Genomic DNA, 22,824 nt, shown 5'->3' on the forward strand with positions numbered 1-22,824 from the left:
GGAATTTTTTAAATTTTTTTAAAAAGTAGGGTAGGAATTTTTAAAGTTATCTTGTTTTATATTCAAAATGCTATGTTTAACCCAAATTTTAATATTATGAAAACTAAAATTAGTACTTTATTGCTATTACCTTTTTTTGCCCTTTTAATGTTTACATCTTGTCAGGAAGAAGTTGTTGACATTACACCACCAGCAGAGACTGAAGCTCTTACAGCTAGTGCTCCATTAACGGCGCTAATGAGTTCTGCTTCTAAAATGGATGGCTCTAAAGACAATATTATTGACAGAGCAAGTTGTTTATCTATTAAATTACCTGTTACGGTTGTTGTTAACGGACTCGAAATTATTATAGATTCAGAAGAAGACTATAAAGTGATTGAAGCTATTTTTAATGAGTTTGAAGAAGATGACGATCGTTTAGATATCATCTTTCCTATTACAATTATTACAGCAGAACATGACGATATTGTAATCAATAATGCCGCTGAATTAAAAGAATTTGTTGATGAATGTAAAGGTGAAAATGAAAATGACGACGATATAGAATGTATCGATTTTAAATATCCAATTTCTTTTTCGATTTACGATGCTAACTTTCAAGTTATTGATGTGATTACTGTTGAAAATGATAGACAATTGTATAAATTCATTAAACGTGTAAAAGAAGGAGAAGTGTTTGCAAGTCTTAACTTTCCTGTAACTATGGTTTTAGCTGATGGCACAGAAATAGTTGTAAATAATAACCAAGAGCTAGAAAGCACTATTAATGAAGCTAAAGACACTTGTGATGAAGATGATGATAACGATTATGGCGACGACGATTTTACAAAAGAACGTTTAGACGAATATTTAAAAATTTGCCCATGGGTTGTACATGAGTTTAAAAGAAACAATCAAGATAACACTACTGATTATAAAGAGTATGCTTTAAACTTTAAAGAAGATGGTGTTGTGAAAATGCGTGCTAGAAATGGTGATATATTAACTGGTACTTGGAGTACTCGTGTAACCCCTAGAGGCGCACTTTTAAAATTAGAATTCGACACCTTAGCAGACTTTACTTTAGAATGGATTGTTTACGATATTGAATACGGTAAAATAAAACTATACGAAGAAGGTGGAAATAGAATTATCATGAAGAAAAACTGTGATGTGGTTATTGACATTACTAAAGAAAGAATTGAAAACTACTTACAAGAATGTTTGTGGAGAGTTGCCAGATTACAGGTTGATGGTAACGATAATGATAAAAATTATATAGGAACACCATTAAAATTCTTTGCTAATAATGTTGTTAAAATTCGTGTAAATGGAGAGTTTGTTGAAGGTACTTACGAAATAGGAGTTAGAAACGCTGGTTTCATCTTACAAATTACTTTAGATGGCAGACCAAATTTAAAATTAGAATGGTTTATTACATTCTTAGAGCCAGGTGTGATTAAGCTTGAAAATGATAACAATCAAATGGTTTTAAGAAGACACTGTCCAGATGGTGATAGCGATATAAATTATATTGATGATGTACTTGTAACTGGAGAATGGGAAATAGCTTTATATAAAGATGGCGATGTAAATAAAACGGATGAATACTTTATGTATACAATTAATTTCTTAGAAAACGGATGGATTAAAGTAACCGATCCTAATAACGGAATTATTGATGGTAATTGGTTAGCTTATAGATATGAAGGTTTGCATTTAGGAATGCATTATGGTATTGAGCCACCGTTTCAAGTGTTAAACCACAGATGGAAGATTTTAGAAATTAATCCAAATAGAATAGAGTTAAAAGATTTAAGCTCAACAGGAGAAATAGAACGCATATTAGTCCTTGAAAAGAAAGCATAATTATGTTTTTGGTGAAAAAGGAAACTCATCTTTTCGGTTGGTTAGGTTAATTATTAAGTAAGTTTCCTTTATATAGGCTGTCAAATTAAAATTTGGCAGCCTTTTTTATTCTTCTTTTTTATAGAATGTTACTTCTATAATACGCTTCAAATCCTTAAATTTGCATTTCTTAAAATTTCAATAAAAATTATGTTTAATAATTTAAGCGATAAATTAGATAAAGCCTTACACGTTCTTAAAGGACATGGAAGCATTACAGAGGTAAATGTTGCCGAAACTTTAAAAGAAGTTCGTCGTGCTTTACTTGATGCCGATGTTAACTTTAAAATAGCCAAAGAGTTTACCAATAGAGTTAAAGAAAAAGCTTTAGGGCAAAACGTACTAACAACGCTTCAACCAGGGCAACTTATGGTTAAGATTGTTAAAGACGAACTTACCGAACTTATGGGAGGTGATGCCGAGGGTATTAATCTTTCTGGTGCGCCAAGTGTTATTTTAATGTCGGGTTTACAAGGTTCTGGTAAAACAACGTTTTCTGGTAAGCTTGCTAATTATCTTAAAAATAAAAAAACTAAGAAGCCACTTTTAGTAGCCTGTGATGTGTACCGTCCAGCGGCGATAGACCAATTACATGTGGTTGGAGAGCAAATTGGTGTTGAGGTTTTCAGCGATAGAGGAAACAACAATCCGGTTGCCATTTCTAAAGCTGGTATTGCTCATGCTAAAGCTAACGGGTTTAATGTGGTAATTATAGATACCGCAGGTCGTTTAGCTGTTGATGAGGTGATGATGACCGAAATATCGAACATACATAAAGCCATTCAACCGCAAGAAACATTGTTTGTTGTAGACTCTATGACAGGGCAAGATGCAGTAAATACAGCGAAAGCCTTTAATGATACGTTGAATTTTGATGGTGTTATTTTAACCAAATTAGATGGTGATACACGAGGTGGAGCTGCTATTTCAATTAAATCTGTAGTTAATAAACCTATTAAGTTTATTGGTACGGGAGAGAAAATGGAAGCTATTGATGTGTTCTATCCATCGCGTATGGCAGACCGTATTCTCGGAATGGGAGATGTGGTGTCGTTAGTTGAAAGAGCACAAGAACAATTTGATGAAGTTGAAGCTAGAAAACTTCAAAAGAAAATAGCGAAGAACCAGTTTGGTTTTGATGATTTCTTAAAACAGATTCAGCAAATCAAGAAAATGGGTAACATGAAAGACCTTGTTGGAATGATTCCAGGTGCTGGAAAAATGATTAAAGATGTTGATATTGATGATGATGCTTTTAAAGGTATTGAAGCGATTATTCATTCTATGACACCTAAAGAGCGAAGTAACCCTTCTGTTATTGACGCGAGTAGAAAAAAACGCATTGGTAAAGGATCGGGTACATCAGTTCAACAAGTAAATCAGTTGTTAAAACAATTCAACCAAATGAGCAAAATGATGAAGATGATGCAAGGTGGTGGCGGTAAAAAAATGATGCAAGCTATGAAAAACATGCGTTAAATAAGTAAACAGCATTCAGTAGCAGTACTCAGAATAAAAAATAAAATTCATGGATTTTAAAAAACTTATGGCTTATCAAAAATCGTTTGATTTAGCTATGCTAGTTTTTGAAATCTCAAAATCCTTCCCTAAAGAAGAAATCTATTCTTTGACAGATCAAATTAGAAGAAGTTCACGTTCAGTATGTGCAAATATCTCGGAAGCTTATAGAAAAAGGAGATATCCGAAACATTTTATAAGTAAACTTACAGATGCTGATGGCGAGAATTCCGAAACCAATACATGGTTAGATTTCGCATTGGCTTGTAACTATATTTCGTCTGAAGATTATACGAAATGTTCAGAAGAAGGTAAAGAAATTGGGAAGCTAATAAATTATATGATTAACAATCCAGGGAAATTTGGAGTAAAAAGTGAAAACTAATTATAAGCATGAGTAAGTTGACAGAGTAAGAAACTGTGACTGCGACTGCGACTGAAAACTATTTTATAATGACAATTTTAGACGGAAAAAAGACTAGTAACGACATTAAAGAAGAGATAGCTGATCATGTAAAGTCTATGGTTTCAAAAGGAGAAAGAGTACCGCACCTAGCTGCAATTCTAGTGGGGTCTGATGGTGCAAGTATGACTTATGTAAATGCCAAAGTAAAAGCTTGTAAGCTTGTTGGATTTAATTCTACACTTATAGAGTTGCCAGAATACACTTCTGAAGAAGCTTTACTTGAAAAAATAAATGATTTAAACACAAATGATGAAATTGATGGGTTTATTGTGCAATTACCTTTACCAGAACAAATTGATGAGCAAAAAGTTTTAATGGCAGTAAATCCTGATAAAGATGTTGATGGATTTCACCCTACAAATGTTGGAAAGATGGCTTTAAGTTTACCAACTTTTTTACCAGCAACACCTTACGGAATACTTGAGTTATTAGAACGCTATCAGGTTGAAACTTCAGGTAAAAATGTTGTGGTTATGGGAAGAAGCCATATTGTTGGTCGCCCTATGAGTATACTGATGAGTCAAAAAAGAAAAGCAGGTGATGCTACAGTAACCGTGGTTCATAGCCGATCAAAAAACTTATTAGACATTACCAAAAAAGCAGATATTATAGTTGCAGCTATTGGGATTTCGGAATTTTTAACAGGCGATATGGTTAAAGAAGATGTGGTTATTGTTGATGTAGGAATCACTCGTGTTCCTGATGCTACAAAGAAAAACGGATATAGATTAGCAGGCGATGTGCATTTTGAAAGTGTAAGCAAAAAAGCAAGTTATATTACTCCAGTTCCAGGAGGCGTTGGTCCTATGACGATTGCAATGCTACTTAAAAATACATTGTTAGCAAGAGAAAGACACTCAAATTAATACATATACTTTTGTTAAATTGCGTTATGGATTATCTTATTTATAACGTAATTTTTTTATTTAAAAGAGTTGCTATTGGTAGTTTTGAGCATATACTACCAATTCTTTTTTCGGTTATATTTTGTATTTTATTTATTAAATACTCCAGACAAAAATTAAGTAAAAAGCAACAGCAGAAAGCGTTACACGTATTTGGGTGGTTGGTTTCTTTTACCGTACTAGCATTTCATTTATACAGCATAGGTATGGGTAATTACAACATTACCACAGATTTGCCTTTGTATTTGTGCAGTTTAATAGCATTGTTAGTTCCCATATTTACTCACTACAGAAAATTTTGGATGTTCGAAATATTAACATTTTGGATTATTGCAGGAACCACACAAGGCGTTTTAACACCAGATATTCATGAAGGATTTCCAACATTCGACTATTTTAGGTATTGGGTAGTTCACCTAGGGCTTTTAATAATAATTTTTTATGCCATTTTTGTATTTAAAATGAAACCAACTTTTAAAAGTATTTTTAAATCGTTTTTTGCATTGCAGTTCTACGTTATCTTTATGGTAATTATCAATTTCACATTAAATGCCAATTATTTTTATTTGAATGAAAAACCACAATCGGCATCCGTATTAGATTATTTTGGGGAATGGCCATTTTATATAATAGTTGTGCAAATAATAATAATCCCCTATTTTTTACTGATTTATTTTCCTTTTTATATAATTGAAAAAAGACGTAAAAGAAACTATCAGTTATTTAGCAAATAACTGATTTATATCTTTAAAGGCTTTAAACTCTAAAGCATTACCAGATGGATCATAAAAAAACATAGTGGCTTTTTCGCCTACTAAACCTTCAAACCTAATGTAAGGCTCTATAACAAATTCAATATTTTTACTTTTTAAATCCTCCGCGAAAGCGTGAAAAATGTCCCAATCTAAAACTACGCCAAAGTGGGGTACAGGAACAGCCTTTCCGTCAACAGCATTGGTGTGTAAATCACTATCAGATTTTGGTTTGTAATGAATAACTAATTGATGCCCAAAAAAGTTAAAATCTACCCAATGGTCACCACTTCGCCCTTCTTCACAATTTAAAATATCACGATAAAACGTTCTACAAGTTTCTAAATTGTAAACTGGAATTGCTAAATGAAAAGGTGATGCCATGTTGGATATACTTTTACTTTTTTATTCTATTTGTAGATGCTATATATTCTTTGTTAGATGTGCTAATTAATCGATTTAATTCACTAAGCTCATCTTTGGTGAGTTCCCTGTATCCGCCTAAAGGCATATCGAGTTTTATATTCATTATTCGAATACGTTTTAAGGTTTCAACCTCGTAAGTTAAATATTCGCACATACGACGAATTTGCCTGTTTAATCCTTGAGTTAAAATGATGCTAAACGTATTTGAATTTATTTTTTTGACTTCACATTTTTTTGTCGTTTTCCCTAAATCTTCAAGATAAATACCGCTAGACATTCTATTAATAAACGTTTGCGAAATAGGTTTATCAACCGTAACAATATATTCTTTTTCGTGATTATTACTGGCTCGAAGAATCTTGTTTACAATATCGCCATCGTCTGTTAAAAGGATTAAACCTTCGCTGGGTTTGTCTAATCTACCAATAGGAAAAATGCGTTTTGGATAGTTAATATAATCGATAATATTATCTTTTTCCACACTTGTATCTGTGGTGCAAACTATTCCGACGGGTTTGTTAAACGCTAAGTAAACAAAAGATTCTTTAGTGTTTTTAATTTCTTTTCCATCAACATGTACAATATCATTTAGCGAGATTTTTGTTCCCATTTCTGGCACTACACCGTTAATGGTAACTCTACCAGCTTCAATTAATTTATCTGCTTCTCTACGCGAGCAATATCCAGCTTCGCTTAAAAATTTGTTGATTCGTTTTAATGCTTCACTCATGGCTCAAAAGTACAATAAACTTAGGTGTTTAAAAATTCTATTATATGATTATAGACTTTATCTGATTTGAGTCCGTGACCAAACCCCATGGTTTTAATTAGTTCGGCATTTTGGTAATGTTTTTTAATTTCTAAAGCATCTCTGTAAGGAATAATCCTGTCTTTTTTATCGTGAATAATTAACCCCTTTGCTTGAATATTTTTCGAAAAATTTGCTACAGTAAAATATTCTGGTAAATAACCAAAATGTTTTAAATAGTATGTGTTAATAGCTTTAATAACATTTTTATTAAACCCCATCATGCTATTATAACTTTTAACCAAGCCAATAAAGTTTGAAGGAGCTCCTAGTGAAATTAATTTTTTAATCGATAATTTATTGTTACTATCTAATGCAATAGCACTAGCAGTACCACCAACAGAGTGCCCAATAATAGTATCGACTTTAAACTGCTTTAGAGTAACATTAATGCATTCTGAGTATAACAAAGCGTTGAATGTTTTGCTGCCAGAATTACCATGAGCAGGTGCATCTAAGGCAATAACGGTATAATCTAAATTTCGAAGTATCTCGATTAAATCTTTCCACCTAAAAGAGTTGCTTTCCCAACCATGTGCAAGTAGAACGGTTTCTTTATTTCCTTTCCAGTGATATGTTTTTAGCGTAAAATCATTGTAAATAATGTCTTTTTCTATAGCAGATTTTAAATAGTTTATTTCCTCTTCTTTTAGCTTACCTTTTCTTGGTTTTGAAAAAATATAAATGGCTATTTTTGCTGCACGTGAAGATGAAAAATAACTTATAAGGTTTATAGAAAAACCAATAATTTTTGGAAGATACTGCTTCATTTAATCCTCTCTATTTACTAAATTCATAGAAAATGCAGGCGTGCAAATGGCAATATATTCGCAAGTTTCTTTAAACGGATTGGAATATTGTACTCTTGTATTTTTTTTAATTTTGATAGATTCACCAGCTTTTAAAACAATGGTTTCGCCATCAATAATAAATTGTTTTTTGCCTTTGATAATGAATGTGTATTCATCAAATTCTGGAGTTTGAAAAGGCTCGCTCCAACCTGCTGGCGCTTTCATATGCGCGAGACTTATTTTAGAATTCCTATCGGTTGCTATTCCAAAATGTTCACTTATAATTTTACCATCTGTAGTTGGTACAACAAAAGGCTTATTTTGTATGGTGTATTTTTTTTGAGGCATATTTTTATTGTAATACAATTTTTGTTAATTCGATTATTTCATCGGTTTCTTCTTAATCATTCCTCCTTTTAAATCTTTAACAACACCCATAATAACAAAGGCTTTTTCGTCAATCTTATCAATTTCAGTTTGTAGTTTAGCAAGTTCTAATCGTGTAACAATAGTATAAATTATGTCTTTATTGTAGCTTTCACCATTACTTCCAAAGCCACCTTTTCCTGCATAAATGGTGCAAGCACGTTGTAATTTTTTTACAATCATAAGTCGCAACTCTTCATGTTTGTTCGAGATTATAGTAACGCCTACATATTCTTCAACACCATCAACCACAAAATCTACGGTTTTTGCTGCTGCTAAATATGTTAAAATAGCATAAAGCGCTGTTTCCATAGATAAAATATAACCACCTATAGAGAAGATTATAATGTTAATAAGTAACAATACATCGCCAATAGTAAGCGATAATTTTCTGCCCAAATAAATGGCTAAAACTTCGGTGCCGTCAATAACGCTTCCACCTCGCATAGACATTCCAATTCCTAAACCTAAAAAGAAACCACCAAAAACGGCAATTAATAATTTGTCCTCTGTAATAATTGGATAGTCTACAAAATGAACAACAAATGCTAAAAGTGTAATGGCTGCAATACTTCTTAAAGCAAACTTATTGCCTATGGTTTTAGAAGCTAGAAATACAAAAGGAAGGTTAACTAAGACTAATAATAATCCTAAATTTAGGGATGTTATATGTTCTAATAATAGTGAGATTCCTGTGGCGCCACCATCTATAAATTTATTAGGCAATAAAAAACCTTTTAAACCAAAACCAGCAGAAAATACACCAATTAATATGAAAATATATTCTTTGATACCATGAGATAATTCTACTTTTAGTTTTCTAACAGCAGGAGCAAGTTCATTTATATTTACTGGTTTGTGTGTGTTTTTATCTTCAAGCCTTTTGCGAGCGATATTAACTAAAAGCTTTGAGAATAAAGGGTTCATAAAGTTTTCTTTTATTATAGTTTACTCCAATTTAAAAAAAAGTATTTTACTTTTGCATCATCAGGAATATGTGCAGATTCAATATTTAAATTCATATCGAAACGAAGGTTTGCAGGTAATTCTTTCTTATCAATTGTAAAAGCAGCATTAATGTCGTTTACAGAAATTACAATAGAATTTATTAAATTATCTATTCTTGAAATTTTATAATTATTAGTGATGTCTTTAAAAGTGCTTAAAGTTGTTATGTTTTTATCGGTTTTAAAACGAGGATCGAAAATTTGAACACTTTCAATAACCGAAGTAGAATCTAAAGATTGTCTTGGGGTTAACGATAATAGTTTTTTACCACCCTTTTCAAAAATTTTAACGTCACTATTGTTGCCAGTAAATTCATCACCACTAATAAATTTTACAACTGAATCTTTACTGAAAACAAATTCTAAATCTTTAACTTGTGTAGAATCGGTTAGTGATCCAATATGATGCTTACTAATTTGAAATGGGTCTTGTTCCTTTTTACAACTAACTACAAATAGGGTTAAGATTATGAGGCTGAAAATTGATTTGTGCATTGATTATTTTTTATTAGAATTATTGAAGTGTTGATATGCGATTATTTTTTTAAGACTTTATTTAAAATGCCAAAAACACTTCTTATAAATGTAGCACTTGTAAGTACTTTTACTACGGGATTAATACGTGTACTCCTTTGTCTGGATGTTGATACGCGTTGTTTAGATTCAGCTTTTTTGAGTGCTTCTCTTTCACGTTGTGCCTTTTCTTTGGCTTCTTCTGCTTCGGCTTGTTTTATTTTTTCGTTAAGCATTTCGTAAGCACTTTCTCTATCAATAGTTTCATTATATTTTTTAACCATTTTAGATTCAGATAATAAATTACTCAATTCGCCATCGGTTAAAACATCCATTCTGCTCATTGGTGCACGCATCATGGTTGCGGCAAGTGGCGTTGGTCGTCCTTTTTCATCTAAAGCCGAGACTAAAGCTTCACCAATACCTAAGGATGTTAAAACTTCGGTAGTATCGTAATACTCAGAATCTGGATAATTTTGCGCCGTTAATTTAATGGCTTTTCTATCTTTTGCCGTAAAAGCTCTTAAAGCATGTTGCACTTTTAAACCTAACTGACTTAAAACAGCTTCGGGGACATCGGTTGGGTTTTGGGTTACAAAATACAATCCGACACCTTTACTACGAATCAATTTTACTATGCTTTCAATTTGATTTAATAATGCTTTTGATGCTTCGTTAAAAATTAAATGTGCTTCGTCAATAAACATGATAAGTTCTGGTCTATCGCTATCGCCTTGTTCTGGGAAAGTTGAATAAATTTCAGCCAATAAACTTAACATAAATGTCGAAAATAATTTTGGTCTATCTTGAATATCGGTAAGTCTAATAATGTTAATATAACCTCTACCATTATCATCAACTCGTAATAAATCGTCAACATCAAAAGAGGTTTCGCCAAAAAACAAATCAGCACCTTGCTGTTCAAGTTCTACAACTTTACGTAAAATAGCACCTGTTGATGCTGTTGATATTCTGCCATAAGCTTCGGTAAATTCTTTCTTACCTTCATTTGTAGCGTATTGTAGTATTTTTTTAAAATCTTTTAAATCAAGAATTGGGTATTTATTATCATCACAGTATTGAAAAATAACAGCAACAACACCGGATTGCGTTTCGGATAAATCTAGGATACGCGATAATAAAACAGGCCCAAATTCACTAACAGTTGCTCTTAGTCTAACTCCATCTTGCTCAGAAAGTGTTAAAATTTCAACAGGAAATGATTTAGATTCAAACGGCAATCCAATTTTTTCGTGACGTTCATCAATTTTAGGATGCCCAGGACTTGGTTGCGCTAATCCGCTTAAATCACCTTTTATATCCATAAGTAAAACGGGAATACCTTTATCACTCAAGTTTTCGGCTAAAACTTGTAACGATTTGGTTTTTCCTGTTCCAGTAGCTCCTGCAATTAAACCATGGCGGTTCATGGTTTTTAAAGGAATTTTTACATGTGCACCTGTAACAGTTTCACCATTTAACATTGCAGCTCCAATAGGAATAAAATCGCCTTTGGTGGTGTTGCCCTCAGAGATATGCTTAAAAAAAATGTCCTTATTACTCATGCCTAATAATTTTGCATAAAAATACAGGAAAAATGAAGAAGAAAAAAATAAGGTTTTTAGTAAATAAAGTTAATTATTTTATTCTTTCAATGTAAATATTTGAGGTACCAACACTTCTAAAATTTGCTGGAGCACTATTTCCACCTCTTATGGTTTGTACACTTATGGTTTGTCCAGCTATAATATTAAAAACCTCGGTTATATGTAATGATGCTTCATTATGGTTATTAGCACGCCTTACATAGCCTGTATTGGCAATAGCTCCTGTTGGTGTTCCATTAATTGCTAATCGAGCCTCTACAGAAACACGCTGATGAGCACTGTTACCCACACTTGGCACAGTGTAAGCAATATTAGCAGTAATTTTATACCTTCCAGTAGTGTTTATAGTTATTGTATTTCCAGATTGGGAATACAACGTAGTATCATCATTCCAATCTAATAACCCAAAAATAGGAATATTAGTATATGACGAAGAGTTTAAATTAGACGTTATATCTATGTTACTATATTTTACAGAGTTTCCATGAGAAATTTTGCTCCAGTCTGGTATTGCCGTGGTACCACAATTAAACTGAAACTCATTTAAATCAGTATTATATATCATTAACCCGTTAGCTGGATTAACTATAGCATTAATTTGAACTGTAGTAAGTCTAGGGATAAGAACACCTTTGTCTGTAGATTCTACATCAAGTATAGACGATTGATCTGGATTTGTTGTGCCAATACCAACTTGAGCGGCACTGTAATAATAGCTGCAGCAAAGCAGTATTATTAAATACGCAGTTTTTTTCATTTGAGAGAGAGGTTGAGAGCAATTTACTTTATGATTTTAATAAGACACGAAAGTAGGTAATTTCATTTGGAAATCAAAATAGCAAATTTATAATAGGAATACGTATCTTTGCAAACTATGAAAAAAGAGCTTCAAAGTTTAGTTGATAAAGGTGAAATGTTACCATTAATGGAAGAGTTTTATACTATCCAAGGAGAAGGGTATCATAAAGGAACTGCGGCTTATTTTATCAGAATTGGAGGATGCGATGTTGGATGTCATTGGTGCGATGTAAAAGAAAGCTGGAATGCCGATTTACATCCGCCAACCCATACAAACAAAATTGTAGAAAATGCAAAAAAATATAGTGACACTATTGTAATAACTGGAGGAGAACCTTTAACTTGGGATATGACACTTTTAACTAATAAGCTTAAAGCTGAAGGCTTACAAATACATATTGAAACCTCTGGCGCTTATAAATTGACAGGAACTTGGGATTGGATTTGTTTGTCTCCGAAAAAAATGAAACTTCCAACTAAAGAGGTTTACGAAAAAGCACACGAACTTAAAGTGATTGTTTATAATAAAGATGATTTTCGCTTCGCTGAAGAACAAGCTTCTAAAGTAAATAAAGATTGCATTTTATATTTGCAACCCGAATGGAGTAAACGTGATAAAGTTGTTCCAGAAATTGTAGATTATGTAATGGCAAATCCTAAATGGAAAGTGTCGCTACAAACACATAAGTATTTAAATATCCCATAAATTAAAAAAGCCTTGAATTTTCAAGGCTTTTTTTATATTTGTAATTACTTAGTAAAAGGAACAGTTAATCTTGCGGTTCCCCAACCCAAATGCATATTTACACCATTGTCAGCTTTATCAAATGCTATAGAGAAAGCTTCTATGGATTCTTCTGATGAATTTAAAGGCACCGACAAGCGAGCAACATCATTAGCTTCCTTATAAAAATAAGAACCCCAAACATTTAAATCTTTACTTATTATTGCAGTACATTCTTCTTCTCCAGGAATTATGTAAAATGTGTAAGTGCCAGCTTTTACAGTTTTGTTACCTAATTTCATATCTGTATAAAGCGTTAATTCTGCTGCTTCATTGGCACCAGTTCTCCAAACCTTTCCATTAGGAGCTAGAGTTTCTAAGTCTCTTCCTTTTAATTGTGGTCTGCTGTAAATAATTTTTATAAGCTTATTTGATTCTTTATAGCTAGCAGGATAAGCAGCAGCATCCATTGGACTTTTGTCCATTTTAGGAAACTCTTGGGCATTCACATTAGTAGCCAATAGCATAATAAATGCAAAGGCAATAGTTGTAATACATGATAATTTTTTCATAATGAGTTTTTAAGTTTTTATAATGGTTTAAAGGTAAAGCGTTATTGTCTTAAAGTTTTTATAAAAGTCATTTCAGTATGTTAAAGTTTACAATATTCAATAAAATATTTATAAAATACAATGTTTTAGTTTCATATTTATGTTAATATTAACTATTTGATTTTAAATTGAAACTAATTAGTCGACTTATGTTTTTATAATAAAACTATAATAGCATTTTTGTATCATTAATTAGAATAAAATATATTAAAAGATAAAGATTATGTGTGGAATTGTATGTGCATTCGATTTAAAGCAAAAGGCTGAAGATTTAAGACCTCAAATATTAGAAATGTCTAAAACCATTCGTCATCGTGGACCAGATTGGAGCGGAATCTATAGTGACGACAAAGCAATAATGGCACATGAGCGTTTGGCTATAGTAGATCCAGCCTCAGGAAAGCAGCCACTATTTAGTGAAGATAAAAAGTTAATTCTAGCAGCAAACGGTGAGATTTATAACCACAGAGAATTACGTAAACAGTTTGAAGGTAAATATACATTTCAAACAGAAAGCGATTGCGAAGTTATTTTGGCATTGTATAAAGAAAAGGGAGTAGATTTTGTAGATGAAATGAACGGTATTTTTGGCTTCGCTATTTACGATGTTGAAAAAGATGAATATTTTGTAGCAAGAGACCACATGGGAATTATTCCACTTTATATAGGTTGGGATCAAAACGGAACATTCTATGTAGCTTCAGAATTAAAAGCTTTAGAAGGTGTTTGTACTAAAATAGAATTGTTCCCTCCAGGTCATTATTTAAGCAGTAAAGATGGTGAGTTTGTAAAATGGTATAACAGAGAATGGACAGAATATGATGCTGTTAAAGATAACGAAACCAGTATCAGCGAGATAAAAGAAGCGCTTGAAGCTGCTGTACACAGACAATTAATGAGTGATGTACCTTATGGTGTTTTGTTATCTGGTGGTTTAGATTCATCTGTTACTTCAGCAATAGCGAAAAAATATGCAGAAAAACGTATAGAGTCTGATGACAAACAAGCGGCATGGTGGCCACAATTACACAGTTTTTCAGTTGGGTTAGAAGGCTCGCCAGATTTAGCTGCAGCACAAAAAGTAGCAGACCATATTGGAACCATTCACCACGAAATAAAGTTTACTATTCAAGAAGGATTAGATGCTATTCGTGATGTGATTTATAACCTAGAAACTTACGATATTACTACGATTAGAGCTAGTACGCCTATGTATTTAATGGCTCGTGTTATTAAATCGATGGGAATTAAAATGGTGTTATCTGGAGAAGGAGCAGATGAGTTGTTTGGTGGTTATTTGTACTTTCATAAAGCACCTAATGCTCAAGAATTTCATGAAGAAACGGTACGTAAATTAAGTAAGCTGCACATGTACGACTGCTTACGTGCTAACAAAAGTTTAGCAGCTTGGGGAATTGAAGGTCGTGTTCCATTTTTAGATAAAGAATTTATGGATGTTGCGATGAGGATTAACCCTCAAGACAAGATGATTAACGGTGAGCGTATGGAAAAATGGGTAGTACGTAAAGCTTTTGAAGATATGTTGCCAGAAAGTGTAGCTTGGAGGCAAAAAGAGCAATTTAGCGATGGTGTTGGTTATAGTTGGATTGACACGCTTAAAGAGGTTGTTGACGAAGCTGTAAGCGATGAGCAGATCCAAAATGCACATTTCAGATTTCCAATTCAAACACCGCAAAACAAAGAAGAGTTTTATTACCGTTCTATTTTCGAAGAGCATTTTCCGAGTGATGCAGCAGCTTTATGCGTACCACAAGAGCCTAGTGTAGCTTGTAGTACTAAAATAGCTTTAGAATGGGATGAGGCCTTTAAAAACATGAATGACCCATCGGGTAGAGCAGTAGCAAAAGTTCACGATGATGCGTATTAATTGAGTATTCAGTTATATATTTTTATTAGTAAAGACCAGCATTTTTGTTGGTCTTTTTCATTATAATAAAATCTATAATATGCGATTTAAGGCGTTTTATAATTTTTTAAATTCAAGAATGATTAAAAAAGCATTAAAATTAATTTTAAGACACTTTTTAGTCGATTTAAGAGCGTTTTAAGTAATTAACAATTGTTGATAATTATTAAGTAAACTCGCTAAAAGGCTTTTTAAAGGCTTTGTAATTTTGTATATTTGTTTGTATTCAAAAGGATGCTTTATAGCGTCTTTTTTTGTGAAAAAAATAACCAGAATAGATCATAAATAATATAAATATGAGCGAAAAAAAAGAAGAATTTAACAAGCATAATTATTCGGCAGATAGTATTCAGGCTTTAGAGGGTATGGAGCACGTGCGTATGCGTCCATCTATGTATATTGGAGATGTTGGTACGCGTGGTCTACACCATTTAGTTTATGAGGTGGTGGATAACTCAATTGATGAAGCTTTAGCTGGACACTGTAATAATATTACAGTAATTATTAACGAGGATAATTCGATTACTACTGAGGATGATGGTCGTGGTATTCCTGTAGATTTACATAAAAAAGAAGGGGTTTCTGCACTTGAGGTTGTTATGACTAAAATTGGAGCAGGTGGTAAGTTTGATAAAGATTCTTATAAGGTCTCTGGTGGGTTGCACGGTGTTGGTGTTAGTTGTGTTAATGCACTATCTGAACATTTAAAAGCAACTGTTTTTAGAGAAGGTAAAGTTTATGAGCAAGAATACGAGCGCGGTAAAGCTATGTACCCAGTCAAACATATTGGCGAGACTGATAAAAGAGGAACTACAGTAACCTTTAAACCAGACTCAACTATCTTTACACAAACACTAGAGTATAGTTACGATACTTTAGCAAGTCGTTTACGGGAATTGGCTTATTTAAATAAGGGAATTACTATTCATTTAGTAGATAAAAGAACTAAAAAAGAAGATGGTGAATATGAAGGTGAAACATTTCATTCTACTGAAGGACTAAAAGAATTTATAAAGTATTTAGATGCAACTCGTGAGCCTTTAATGAAAGATGTGATTGCTTTTGAAGGTGAAAAAAATGGGGTACCTGTTGAGGTAGCCATGATTTATAATACATCGTATGCTGAAAATTTACACTCTTATGTAAACAATATTAATACACATGAAGGTGGAACACATTTGTCTGGATTTCGTCGTGGATTAACACATACATTAAAAAAGTATGCAGATGAATCTGGAATGTTAGATAAGTTGAAATTTGATATTGCAGGTGATGATTTTCGTGAAGGCTTAACTGCTATTATTTCGGTAAAAGTTCAAGAACCACAATTTGAAGGTCAAACCAAAACCAAATTAGGAAACAGAGAAGTTTCTGCAGCAGTAAGTCAATCTGTTTCAGAAATGTTAACTGATTATTTAGAAGAAAACCCAGACGATGCTAAAATTATTGTACAGAAAGTAATTCTTGCGGCTCAAGCGCGTCATGCAGCTCAAAAGGCTCGTGAAATGGTGCAACGTAAAACGGTAATGAGTATTGGAGGTTTGCCTGGGAAACTATCTGATTGTTCTGAGCAAGATCCTGCAAAATGTGAAGTATTTCTTGTTGAGGGAGATTCGGCAGGTGGAACTGCAAAGCAAGGTCGTGATAGAGCGTTTCAAGCTATTTTGCCATTAAGAGGTAAAATCTTAAACGTTGAAAAAGCGATGACTCACAAGGTTTTTGAAAACGAAGAGATTAAAAATATATTTACAGCACTTGGTGTAACTATTGGTACTGAAGAAGATAGTAAAGCTTTAAACCTTTCAAAGTTGCGTTACCATAAAGTAGTAATTATGTGTGATGCAGATATTGATGGTAGCCATATAGCGACGTTAATCTTAACGTTCTTTTTTAGATACATGAAAGAGTTAATTGAAGGCGGACATATTTATATTGCAACACCACCATTATATTTAGTAAAACGTGGTGCTAAAAAACAGTATGCTTGGTCTGATAAAGAACGTGATGAGATTGTTTCAGAATTTGGAGATGGATCAAAAATACAACGTTATAAAGGTCTTGGAGAAATGAATGCAGAACAACTTTGGGATACTACTATGAACCCAGAATTTAGAACGATGCGTTTAGTTCAAATAGATAATGGTACTGAGGCAGATAGAATTTTCTCAATGTTAATGGGAGACGAGGTTCCTCCTCGTAGAGAATTTATTGAGAAAAATGCTATTTATGCTAATATTGATGCTTAAATAATAATTTATAAAATAAAAAAATAGGCTATCTTTTTTCTGATAGCCTATTTTTTATTGTAATATGTTTAGAATAAGCCTAAACGTACATTTGGAGTACTTACGTTTACTCTCGTGTTTATAGTACTTCTTCTAGGATATCTCTCATAGTAATATCCATCGTACCTGTAATAATAAAATGTTGCGTGGTGATAATAATAATCACTATGATGACAATTATGGCTACAATGCTCGTAATGTTCTGCATAGGCATCTTTTTTACCCTTCATATAAGCTTTATAGGCTTTTCTATCTTTTCTTTTTAAATTACTTTCATAATTTTTTTGATCTTTCCAAAAGGTTTCTTCTTCTGCTTTAGTTTCTGCACTAAATTGTTGTTCATATTTAGCATCTTCTAATGCTCTTTTTTGATAATATGATTTTTTATCAATTTTTGTTTCATTTGACGATTCAGAATCTTGAGCTTGTATCACAAATGAAAAACTTAGAACAATAATAAATACTGATGTTTTAAATATTTTCATGACTTAATAATTTTAATGTTATTAATAATTGACTTTCAATATTAAGACACCTTAAACCTTTTTTACCCTACTATTATTTTAATTTAAATTTGAAAAGTGTAGTTTAAATTATACATCTATGATTAATAAACCTCGTAGGTTTATATATAAAAAGACCATCAAAACTATTAGTTTTGATGGTCTTTTTGGTTTGAGTTCTTAAGTTTAAAAATCAAAGCCCAATGAGAATTACCATACTCTATTTTTTGGACTTCCTTCGTCGTAAACATTACCCATTCCTATATGATAACGAATGCCTAAAGATACTCCTGAGTTTGTTTTAAAACCACCACCTAAGTTTATACCCCAATCATAGTTGCTAGGGTTAAATTCTTGAGAGGTATCAAATAAACCAAAGCTGCTATCAAACTCTTCTTTATGAGAAATGGCTAAACCAATTTGAGGACCAGCTTCTAAAAAAAAGTTTTCACTTGGATATATTTTTAGTAGTAATGGTAGATTTATATAATTTAATTTTTGGGTAAAAGTGCCGCCATTATCTTGTAATTCGTAACCTTGTTGTGAGTATAATAATTCAATTTGAAGAGCAACACTTTCGTTTAAAAAAGATTCTCCATAAAAACCCACATGAAATGCATGTCTTTGTCCGGTTTCAGTATCGCCATCAAAATTAACAGCTGCTAAATTATAGCCTAGTTTTATACCAGCATTAGACTTAGTTGAGTTTTTATTTTCTTGTGCTTTTGCATTAAAAAGCACCGTTATAATTAATATTGTTGTTAAAAATTTAGTTTTCATATTTCTATAATTTTGAGTTAAAAAAAATTATTTCCCGCCATTAGCTTGCAAATCAGCTATACATTGCGAATCTAATTGTGGGGCATTACTATTTCCAATTAAATTTGATAGACCATCTCCAGTTTCTGCAGACCAATACATTAAGCAGCTTTCAACATTACAATGTTTAGCATGCTCTGAATCTTCATGGTCATTAACCATATCTGAACCCAGGTTTGTAAGACCTAAAATATGCCCAAACTCATGTGTTATAACTGTTGTTTCTAAAACACTTCTATCGGGTTCAAAAGTACTATTGCTTAAATCTTTAATAGTTTCTTCAAAAATCACAAAAGAGGTGTTTCTATAAGCAGTGCCTAAAACAGCACTATTATTAGTATTTTTGTCTGACTCTCCATCTGCAAAAAATGCCCAAACGGCTATTTGATTATTTGTGTTGTATTTGGTTCTATTTGCATCTTCAATAGTTATAATATCTTGAATAGTGTATTTTGTTTTTCCAGTAGGTGTAAAAGCTCTTTTTTCAACAGTAATCCCATTAGGCTTAAAAGTTCGAGCTTCTAAAAATGATTTAAAATTATTAATAGTATTTTGGGTAGGTTCAAACCCTTCAACATAAACAACTTCAATAACCATACTTTTAAATATATTATCAGATAAAAGATCGTTAGATGAAGATCCTGTTGCTTTTTGATTCGCAGTTATATTTACATTATCTGTACCATTATCAAGGTCTGTATTAGTTATGTCTTCTTTAGAACAAGAATTTATAAAGGCTAAAAGCAAAAGTGTTATTAAAAATTTATGTTTCATATAGTTGTTTTTAATTGTTAAAAACAGCTGTCTATTCTTGACAGCTGTTTTACCATAACATACGTAACAAATGCGAATCTAGTTTTATATTTGGGCTAATACTAGAGTTATTGCAGCATTTGTTGTGCTTTGCAGAGAGATCGAACTTTCGGAGTGGCTTGTAACTTCCCATGTATTATTTAATAATTCGAAAGTAGCATTTCCTGAAAAAGTTAGATTTAAAAACACTTCAAGCTCTGATGTTACGGCATATGTACCTTGTACATCATCAATAGTTGCATTTACTGTATGTTTTGCTAAACATGTTAAATCGTTAGCAAAATCTATAGAATAGTTAGCATAATCATTAGCTGTATCAACACCAGCTGTTACAAATGATTCTACTTTAAATGCCCCATCAACTAAAACACCTTCTAATGTATTAGCGTTTTCTTCAGCCTCTTCTTTTAGTTTGTCTGTAGCTAAACATTCAGTAATTTGAGTTTTTAAATCAATATCGCTTGTAATTTCTACTATAGTATCTCCATTTAAAGTAGCTGTTATTGGATAATTAATAGCAAACTTTTCATCATTACCAAAGTTATTCATATAGGTGTACAATTGTTGCTCAGATTCAATAACAACACTACCTGTTTGCTCTATGTTTAAGTTGTAAGTTAGAATGGTTATTGGGAAATCTATATCTAAGCAATTAATAGCATCTTCAGCATTTTGTTCAGCCTGTTCGCAAGCATTCATAAGTGCATCATATTCCGTTTGATTTGCAATCTGTACTTCTGTATAATTACTTAACTTTACTGAAAGTGGGAATTGAAATTCAATAGAATCTTGATCATTAGTAAGTTCTCCAAGTATGTTTAAAACTAAGTTATATTGAGATTCGCTAACAATAGTTATTTCCGTGTTGTTAATTGTTGCTGTAACTGGTAATAAAATAGAAGAACAAGACATGCCATCTAAAAAATCGTCAAAACTACCATCGTACATTGATGAGCGTTCTAAATTACTTGCTGTTTCTGAGTTTGCTGAATTTGTGTTTGGATTTTGTCCATTTTCATTATCAATTTCATCTTGACAAGATGTTAATCCTAAAAATGATAGAAATAAGATTGCTGTAAATAATTTTAAGGTTTTCATAATACTAATTCTTTTTTTTTGGGTTTATATATTTTTTCTTTTTCATAGCGATTTTTTCGCCTTTCTGTAGATAAGACAACTGTATTTAAATTTACCCTACCATAAACTGATATTTTTTTTAATTACTTTATATAACTTAATGTTTTTAGCATAATTGTGTTTTTCAAATTAAAAACAGCTGCCAAATTTTGGCAGCTGTTTTCATAACATAAGTTACAAATGCAAACTTAATTATATTTGGGCTAAAACTAAAGTTACAGCCGCATTTGTTGTGCTTTGTAAAGAAATTGAGCTCTGAGAATAACTTGTTACTTCCCAAGAATTATTTAGTAATTCGAAAGTAGCATTCCCAGAAAAGGTTAAGTTAAAATACACTTCTGTTTGTGAGGTTACCTCGTAAGTACCTTGTACATCTTCAACTGTTGAATCTACTGTATTCTGTGCAGTACAAGATAAATTGCCAGCTAAATCAATGGTATAATTGGCATAATCATTTGCTTTTTCAATACTTGCATCAATAAACGATTGTACTTTAAAGGTTCCTTCAACTAAAATAGCTTCTACAGTTTTAGCATCTTCTTCAGCTTCTTCCATCTCATCTTCTATAGCAATGCATTCAGTAATTTTAGTTTGTAAGTCTAAGTCGCTTGTAATACTAATTACTGTATCACTGTTTAAAGTTGCAGTAATTGGGTAATTAACGGTGAAATATTTATCGTTACCAAAGTCATTGATGTAAGCATATAATTCTTCTTCAGATTCTATAACAACACTACCATTTTGATTAAAATTTAAATTATAAGTGAATATAGTGATTGGGAAATTGATATCTAAACAATTAATAGCGTCTTTAGCAGTATTTTCAGCTTGGTTACATGCAATTATTAACGCATCATATTCTATTTGATTTGCTATTTGAATTTCTGTGTAATTGCTTAATTGAACAGATATTGGAAAATGTAAAACAACTTCATCGTCATCGTTATTGTATTCAGATAAAATATCTATCACTGTTGAATAATCAGACTCGCTAATTACATTAACTTCAGTTCCATTAACGGTAGCCGTAACTGGTAATAATATAGATGAACAAGATACGTTATCTAAAAAGTCATCAAAACTACCATCATGCATAGACGATCGTTCTAAATTTTGTGCTGTTTGAGAGTCTGCTGCATTTGCCTTCGAATTGTCTCCATTAATTTTATCGTCTTCATCTTGACAAGATGTAAATCCTAATAAAGACATAAATAAGATTGCTGTAATAAATTTTAAATTTTTCATGATATTAATTTTTTGGGTTATTATTTTTGCGATTTTTTCGCTTTCTAGAAGTAAGACAACTCTTTTTAAGTTTACCCTACTTTTTAAAATATTAATTCAATTATTAAATGAATTGAAACTAAAATGCAAATTGTTAATATTATTTTTAAAATGATTTCAATTACTTTAATTATAATTTCGTTTTTCATAGCATACTTTATGATTTCATACAAACTATAGACAGCTAAAAATAAATTTACCCTACTTTTGTAATTGTTTTTTAATTTTAAGATTTAGATACCTATTTAGAATGACAAATAATGACTCCAAACTTTGTGAAGAGACTTACTTTAATAAATTTTATTTAGAGCACATTCAGCATGCTAGTAATTTTGCGTACTATAAATGTGGTGATAAGAATAATGCATTAGACTTGGTTCAAGATGCATTTTCTAAAATTTGGGAGAATTGTTCTAAAATAGATTTTACAAAGGCAAAAACATATTTATTTACTACAGTTAATAATTTGTTTTTAAATAAAGTAAAACATAATAAAGTAGTTTTAGAATACGCAAAAGCTGCTCCTTATATTGATAAAACAATTGAAAGTCCAGAATATTTATTAGAAGAGGAAGAGTTTAAAAAGAAATTACAAAATGCCATATCATTATTAACTGAAGCACAGCGTGAAGTTTTTTTATTAAATAGAATAGACGGAAAAAAATATAGAGAAATAGCTGAATTGTTAGAGATTTCTCAAAAAGCAGTTGAAAAAAGAATGTCTGGCGCACTAAAAATTTTAAGAGCACATATAGAAAATATTTAATTAGGGTAGGGTAAATATATATATAGGTGTCTTAGTTATAGAATGAATTAA

Annotated in this window: 23 protein-coding genes; 9 read left to right on the forward strand and 14 right to left on the reverse strand. The window is 31.7% G+C overall.

Annotation, left to right across the window (positions count from 1 at the left end; translation table 11 throughout):
* The first annotated feature begins 96 nt into the window (after positions 1-96).
* The 5 genes from RG22_RS13805 (at position 97) to RG22_RS13825 (ending at position 5,510) form a co-directional block, all read left to right on the forward strand.
* Positions 97-1,848, forward strand: a complete 1,752-nt coding sequence (locus tag RG22_RS13805; protein WP_156113390.1) for a hypothetical protein — start codon at positions 97-99, stop codon at positions 1,846-1,848.
* A gap of 189 nt (positions 1,849-2,037) precedes the next feature.
* On the forward strand, positions 2,038-3,366 hold the full coding sequence (gene ffh, locus RG22_RS13810) for a signal recognition particle protein (RefSeq protein WP_034044301.1): 1,329 nt from the start codon (positions 2,038-2,040) through the stop codon (positions 3,364-3,366).
* 49 nt (positions 3,367-3,415) lie between these two features.
* Positions 3,416-3,790, forward strand: coding sequence for a four helix bundle protein (locus RG22_RS13815; RefSeq protein ID WP_034044303.1), 375 nt, complete (start codon positions 3,416-3,418; stop codon positions 3,788-3,790).
* 68 nt (positions 3,791-3,858) lie between these two features.
* A complete protein-coding gene (locus RG22_RS13820) occupies positions 3,859-4,737 on the forward strand; it encodes a bifunctional 5,10-methylenetetrahydrofolate dehydrogenase/5,10-methenyltetrahydrofolate cyclohydrolase (RefSeq protein WP_034044306.1) in 879 nt (292 codons plus the stop codon).
* 26 nt (positions 4,738-4,763) lie between these two features.
* Positions 4,764-5,510 carry a YwaF family protein gene (locus RG22_RS13825; protein ID WP_034044309.1) on the forward strand — a complete coding sequence of 249 codons (747 nt, stop codon included), beginning with the start codon at positions 4,764-4,766 and terminating at the stop codon, positions 5,508-5,510.
* On the opposite strand, the gene RG22_RS13830 is transcribed toward RG22_RS13825, so the two are convergent.
* The 8 genes from RG22_RS13830 to RG22_RS17355 form a co-directional block, all read right to left on the reverse strand.
* Complete coding sequence (locus RG22_RS13830) at positions 5,496-5,912, reverse strand: VOC family protein (RefSeq protein WP_034044313.1); 417 nt, start codon at positions 5,910-5,912, stop codon at positions 5,496-5,498. The two genes, RG22_RS13825 and RG22_RS13830, sit on opposite strands and share 15 nt — an antisense overlap.
* A 13-nt stretch (positions 5,913-5,925) precedes the next feature.
* Positions 5,926-6,684, reverse strand: a complete 759-nt coding sequence (gene rluF / locus RG22_RS13835; protein ID WP_034044315.1) for a 23S rRNA pseudouridine(2604) synthase RluF — start codon at positions 6,682-6,684, stop codon at positions 5,926-5,928.
* 20 nt (positions 6,685-6,704) lie between these two features.
* Positions 6,705-7,532, reverse strand: a complete 828-nt coding sequence (locus RG22_RS13840; RefSeq protein ID WP_034044317.1) for an alpha/beta fold hydrolase — start codon at positions 7,530-7,532, stop codon at positions 6,705-6,707.
* A complete protein-coding gene (locus RG22_RS13845; RefSeq protein ID WP_034044319.1) occupies positions 7,533-7,901 on the reverse strand; it encodes a cupin domain-containing protein in 369 nt (122 codons plus the stop codon).
* A 33-nt stretch (positions 7,902-7,934) separates the two neighbouring features.
* A complete protein-coding gene (locus RG22_RS13850) occupies positions 7,935-8,906 on the reverse strand; it encodes a YitT family protein (protein WP_034044320.1) in 972 nt (323 codons plus the stop codon).
* A gap of 14 nt (positions 8,907-8,920) precedes the next feature.
* Positions 8,921-9,481: a hypothetical protein gene (locus tag RG22_RS13855; RefSeq protein WP_034044322.1), complete on the reverse strand. Its 561-nt coding sequence runs from the start codon at positions 9,479-9,481 to the stop codon at positions 8,921-8,923.
* Between the two features lie 41 nt (positions 9,482-9,522).
* Complete coding sequence (locus RG22_RS13860) at positions 9,523-11,064, reverse strand: helicase HerA-like domain-containing protein (protein WP_034044324.1); 1,542 nt, start codon at positions 11,062-11,064, stop codon at positions 9,523-9,525.
* Between the two features lie 73 nt (positions 11,065-11,137).
* A complete protein-coding gene (locus tag RG22_RS17355; protein ID WP_052143753.1) occupies positions 11,138-11,863 on the reverse strand; it encodes a hypothetical protein in 726 nt (241 codons plus the stop codon).
* Between the two features lie 117 nt (positions 11,864-11,980).
* On the opposite strand from RG22_RS17355, the gene RG22_RS13870 reads away from it, so the two are divergent.
* Complete coding sequence (locus RG22_RS13870; protein WP_034044325.1) at positions 11,981-12,610, forward strand: 7-carboxy-7-deazaguanine synthase QueE; 630 nt, start codon at positions 11,981-11,983, stop codon at positions 12,608-12,610.
* 44 nt (positions 12,611-12,654) lie between these two features.
* On the opposite strand, the gene RG22_RS13875 is transcribed toward RG22_RS13870, so the two are convergent.
* The gene (locus tag RG22_RS13875; RefSeq protein ID WP_034044328.1) at positions 12,655-13,200 is read right to left on the reverse strand and encodes a DUF2911 domain-containing protein; all 546 of its coding nucleotides are present in this window, start codon (positions 13,198-13,200) and stop codon (positions 12,655-12,657) included.
* 262 nt (positions 13,201-13,462) lie between these two features.
* Between RG22_RS13875 and asnB the strand changes: the two genes are divergently transcribed.
* Together asnB and gyrB are read left to right on the forward strand one after the other, a co-directional pair.
* Positions 13,463-15,127, forward strand: a complete 1,665-nt coding sequence (gene asnB / locus RG22_RS13880) for an asparagine synthase B (RefSeq protein WP_034044331.1) — start codon at positions 13,463-13,465, stop codon at positions 15,125-15,127.
* 335 nt (positions 15,128-15,462) lie between these two features.
* Complete coding sequence (gene gyrB / locus RG22_RS13885) at positions 15,463-17,412, forward strand: DNA topoisomerase (ATP-hydrolyzing) subunit B (RefSeq protein ID WP_034044334.1); 1,950 nt, start codon at positions 15,463-15,465, stop codon at positions 17,410-17,412.
* 68 nt (positions 17,413-17,480) lie between these two features.
* Here the strand turns inward: gyrB and RG22_RS13890 are convergent, their stop codons facing one another.
* From RG22_RS13890 to RG22_RS13910, 5 genes are all read right to left on the reverse strand, one after another.
* Positions 17,481-17,936: a hypothetical protein gene (locus tag RG22_RS13890; RefSeq protein WP_034044336.1), complete on the reverse strand. Its 456-nt coding sequence runs from the start codon at positions 17,934-17,936 to the stop codon at positions 17,481-17,483.
* Between the two features lie 228 nt (positions 17,937-18,164).
* Entirely contained in the window at positions 18,165-18,734 is a 570-nt protein-coding gene (locus RG22_RS13895) for a porin family protein (RefSeq protein ID WP_034044339.1), read from the reverse strand.
* Between the two features lie 27 nt (positions 18,735-18,761).
* Entirely contained in the window at positions 18,762-19,547 is a 786-nt protein-coding gene (locus RG22_RS13900; protein ID WP_034044341.1) for a zinc metalloprotease, read from the reverse strand.
* Between the two features lie 84 nt (positions 19,548-19,631).
* Entirely contained in the window at positions 19,632-20,684 is a 1,053-nt protein-coding gene (locus RG22_RS13905) for a hypothetical protein (protein ID WP_034044344.1), read from the reverse strand.
* A 231-nt stretch (positions 20,685-20,915) separates the two neighbouring features.
* Positions 20,916-21,968 carry a hypothetical protein gene (locus RG22_RS13910; protein ID WP_034044347.1) on the reverse strand — a complete coding sequence of 351 codons (1,053 nt, stop codon included), beginning with the start codon at positions 21,966-21,968 and terminating at the stop codon, positions 20,916-20,918.
* A 289-nt stretch (positions 21,969-22,257) separates the two neighbouring features.
* Here RG22_RS13910 and RG22_RS13915 point away from each other — a divergent pair, with 289 nt between their 5' ends.
* The gene (locus tag RG22_RS13915; protein WP_034044350.1) at positions 22,258-22,773 is read left to right on the forward strand and encodes an RNA polymerase sigma factor; all 516 of its coding nucleotides are present in this window, start codon (positions 22,258-22,260) and stop codon (positions 22,771-22,773) included.
* Positions 22,774-22,824: the final 51 nt, after the last annotated feature.

The organism is Wocania ichthyoenteri Th78 (genome assembly GCF_000789235.1).
GTDB lineage: Bacteria > Bacteroidota > Bacteroidia > Flavobacteriales > Flavobacteriaceae > Wocania_A > Wocania_A ichthyoenteri.

What these genes read in the sequence shown, in the direction of transcription:
- RG22_RS17355 (WP_052143753.1), bottom strand. Translation starts at nt 11,863, where the DNA reads ATGAAAAAAACTGCGTATTTAATAATACTGCTTTGCTGCAGCTATTAT.
- RG22_RS13850 (WP_034044320.1), bottom strand. Translation starts at nt 8,906, where the DNA reads ATGAACCCTTTATTCTCAAAGCTTTTAGTTAATATCGCTCGCAAAAGG.
- RG22_RS13860 (WP_034044324.1), bottom strand. Translation starts at nt 11,064, where the DNA reads ATGAGTAATAAGGACATTTTTTTTAAGCATATCTCTGAGGGCAACACC.
- RG22_RS13855 (WP_034044322.1), bottom strand. Translation starts at nt 9,481, where the DNA reads ATGCACAAATCAATTTTCAGCCTCATAATCTTAACCCTATTTGTAGTT.
- RG22_RS13825 (WP_034044309.1), top strand. Translation starts at nt 4,764, where the DNA reads ATGGATTATCTTATTTATAACGTAATTTTTTTATTTAAAAGAGTTGCT.
- RG22_RS13805 (WP_156113390.1), top strand. Translation starts at nt 97, where the DNA reads ATGAAAACTAAAATTAGTACTTTATTGCTATTACCTTTTTTTGCCCTT.
- ffh (WP_034044301.1), top strand. Translation starts at nt 2,038, where the DNA reads ATGTTTAATAATTTAAGCGATAAATTAGATAAAGCCTTACACGTTCTT.
- asnB (WP_034044331.1), top strand. Translation starts at nt 13,463, where the DNA reads ATGTGTGGAATTGTATGTGCATTCGATTTAAAGCAAAAGGCTGAAGAT.
- RG22_RS13875 (WP_034044328.1), bottom strand. Translation starts at nt 13,200, where the DNA reads ATGAAAAAATTATCATGTATTACAACTATTGCCTTTGCATTTATTATG.
- RG22_RS13890 (WP_034044336.1), bottom strand. Translation starts at nt 17,936, where the DNA reads ATGAAAATATTTAAAACATCAGTATTTATTATTGTTCTAAGTTTTTCA.
- rluF (WP_034044315.1), bottom strand. Translation starts at nt 6,684, where the DNA reads ATGAGTGAAGCATTAAAACGAATCAACAAATTTTTAAGCGAAGCTGGA.
- RG22_RS13910 (WP_034044347.1), bottom strand. Translation starts at nt 21,968, where the DNA reads ATGAAAAATTTAAAATTTATTACAGCAATCTTATTTATGTCTTTATTA.
- RG22_RS13815 (WP_034044303.1), top strand. Translation starts at nt 3,416, where the DNA reads ATGGATTTTAAAAAACTTATGGCTTATCAAAAATCGTTTGATTTAGCT.
- RG22_RS13900 (WP_034044341.1), bottom strand. Translation starts at nt 19,547, where the DNA reads ATGAAACATAAATTTTTAATAACACTTTTGCTTTTAGCCTTTATAAAT.
- RG22_RS13905 (WP_034044344.1), bottom strand. Translation starts at nt 20,684, where the DNA reads ATGAAAACCTTAAAATTATTTACAGCAATCTTATTTCTATCATTTTTA.
- RG22_RS13820 (WP_034044306.1), top strand. Translation starts at nt 3,859, where the DNA reads ATGACAATTTTAGACGGAAAAAAGACTAGTAACGACATTAAAGAAGAG.
- gyrB (WP_034044334.1), top strand. Translation starts at nt 15,463, where the DNA reads ATGAGCGAAAAAAAAGAAGAATTTAACAAGCATAATTATTCGGCAGAT.
- RG22_RS13840 (WP_034044317.1), bottom strand. Translation starts at nt 7,532, where the DNA reads ATGAAGCAGTATCTTCCAAAAATTATTGGTTTTTCTATAAACCTTATA.
- RG22_RS13870 (WP_034044325.1), top strand. Translation starts at nt 11,981, where the DNA reads ATGAAAAAAGAGCTTCAAAGTTTAGTTGATAAAGGTGAAATGTTACCA.
- RG22_RS13845 (WP_034044319.1), bottom strand. Translation starts at nt 7,901, where the DNA reads ATGCCTCAAAAAAAATACACCATACAAAATAAGCCTTTTGTTGTACCA.
- RG22_RS13895 (WP_034044339.1), bottom strand. Translation starts at nt 18,734, where the DNA reads ATGAAAACTAAATTTTTAACAACAATATTAATTATAACGGTGCTTTTT.
- RG22_RS13915 (WP_034044350.1), top strand. Translation starts at nt 22,258, where the DNA reads ATGACAAATAATGACTCCAAACTTTGTGAAGAGACTTACTTTAATAAA.
- RG22_RS13830 (WP_034044313.1), bottom strand. Translation starts at nt 5,912, where the DNA reads ATGGCATCACCTTTTCATTTAGCAATTCCAGTTTACAATTTAGAAACT.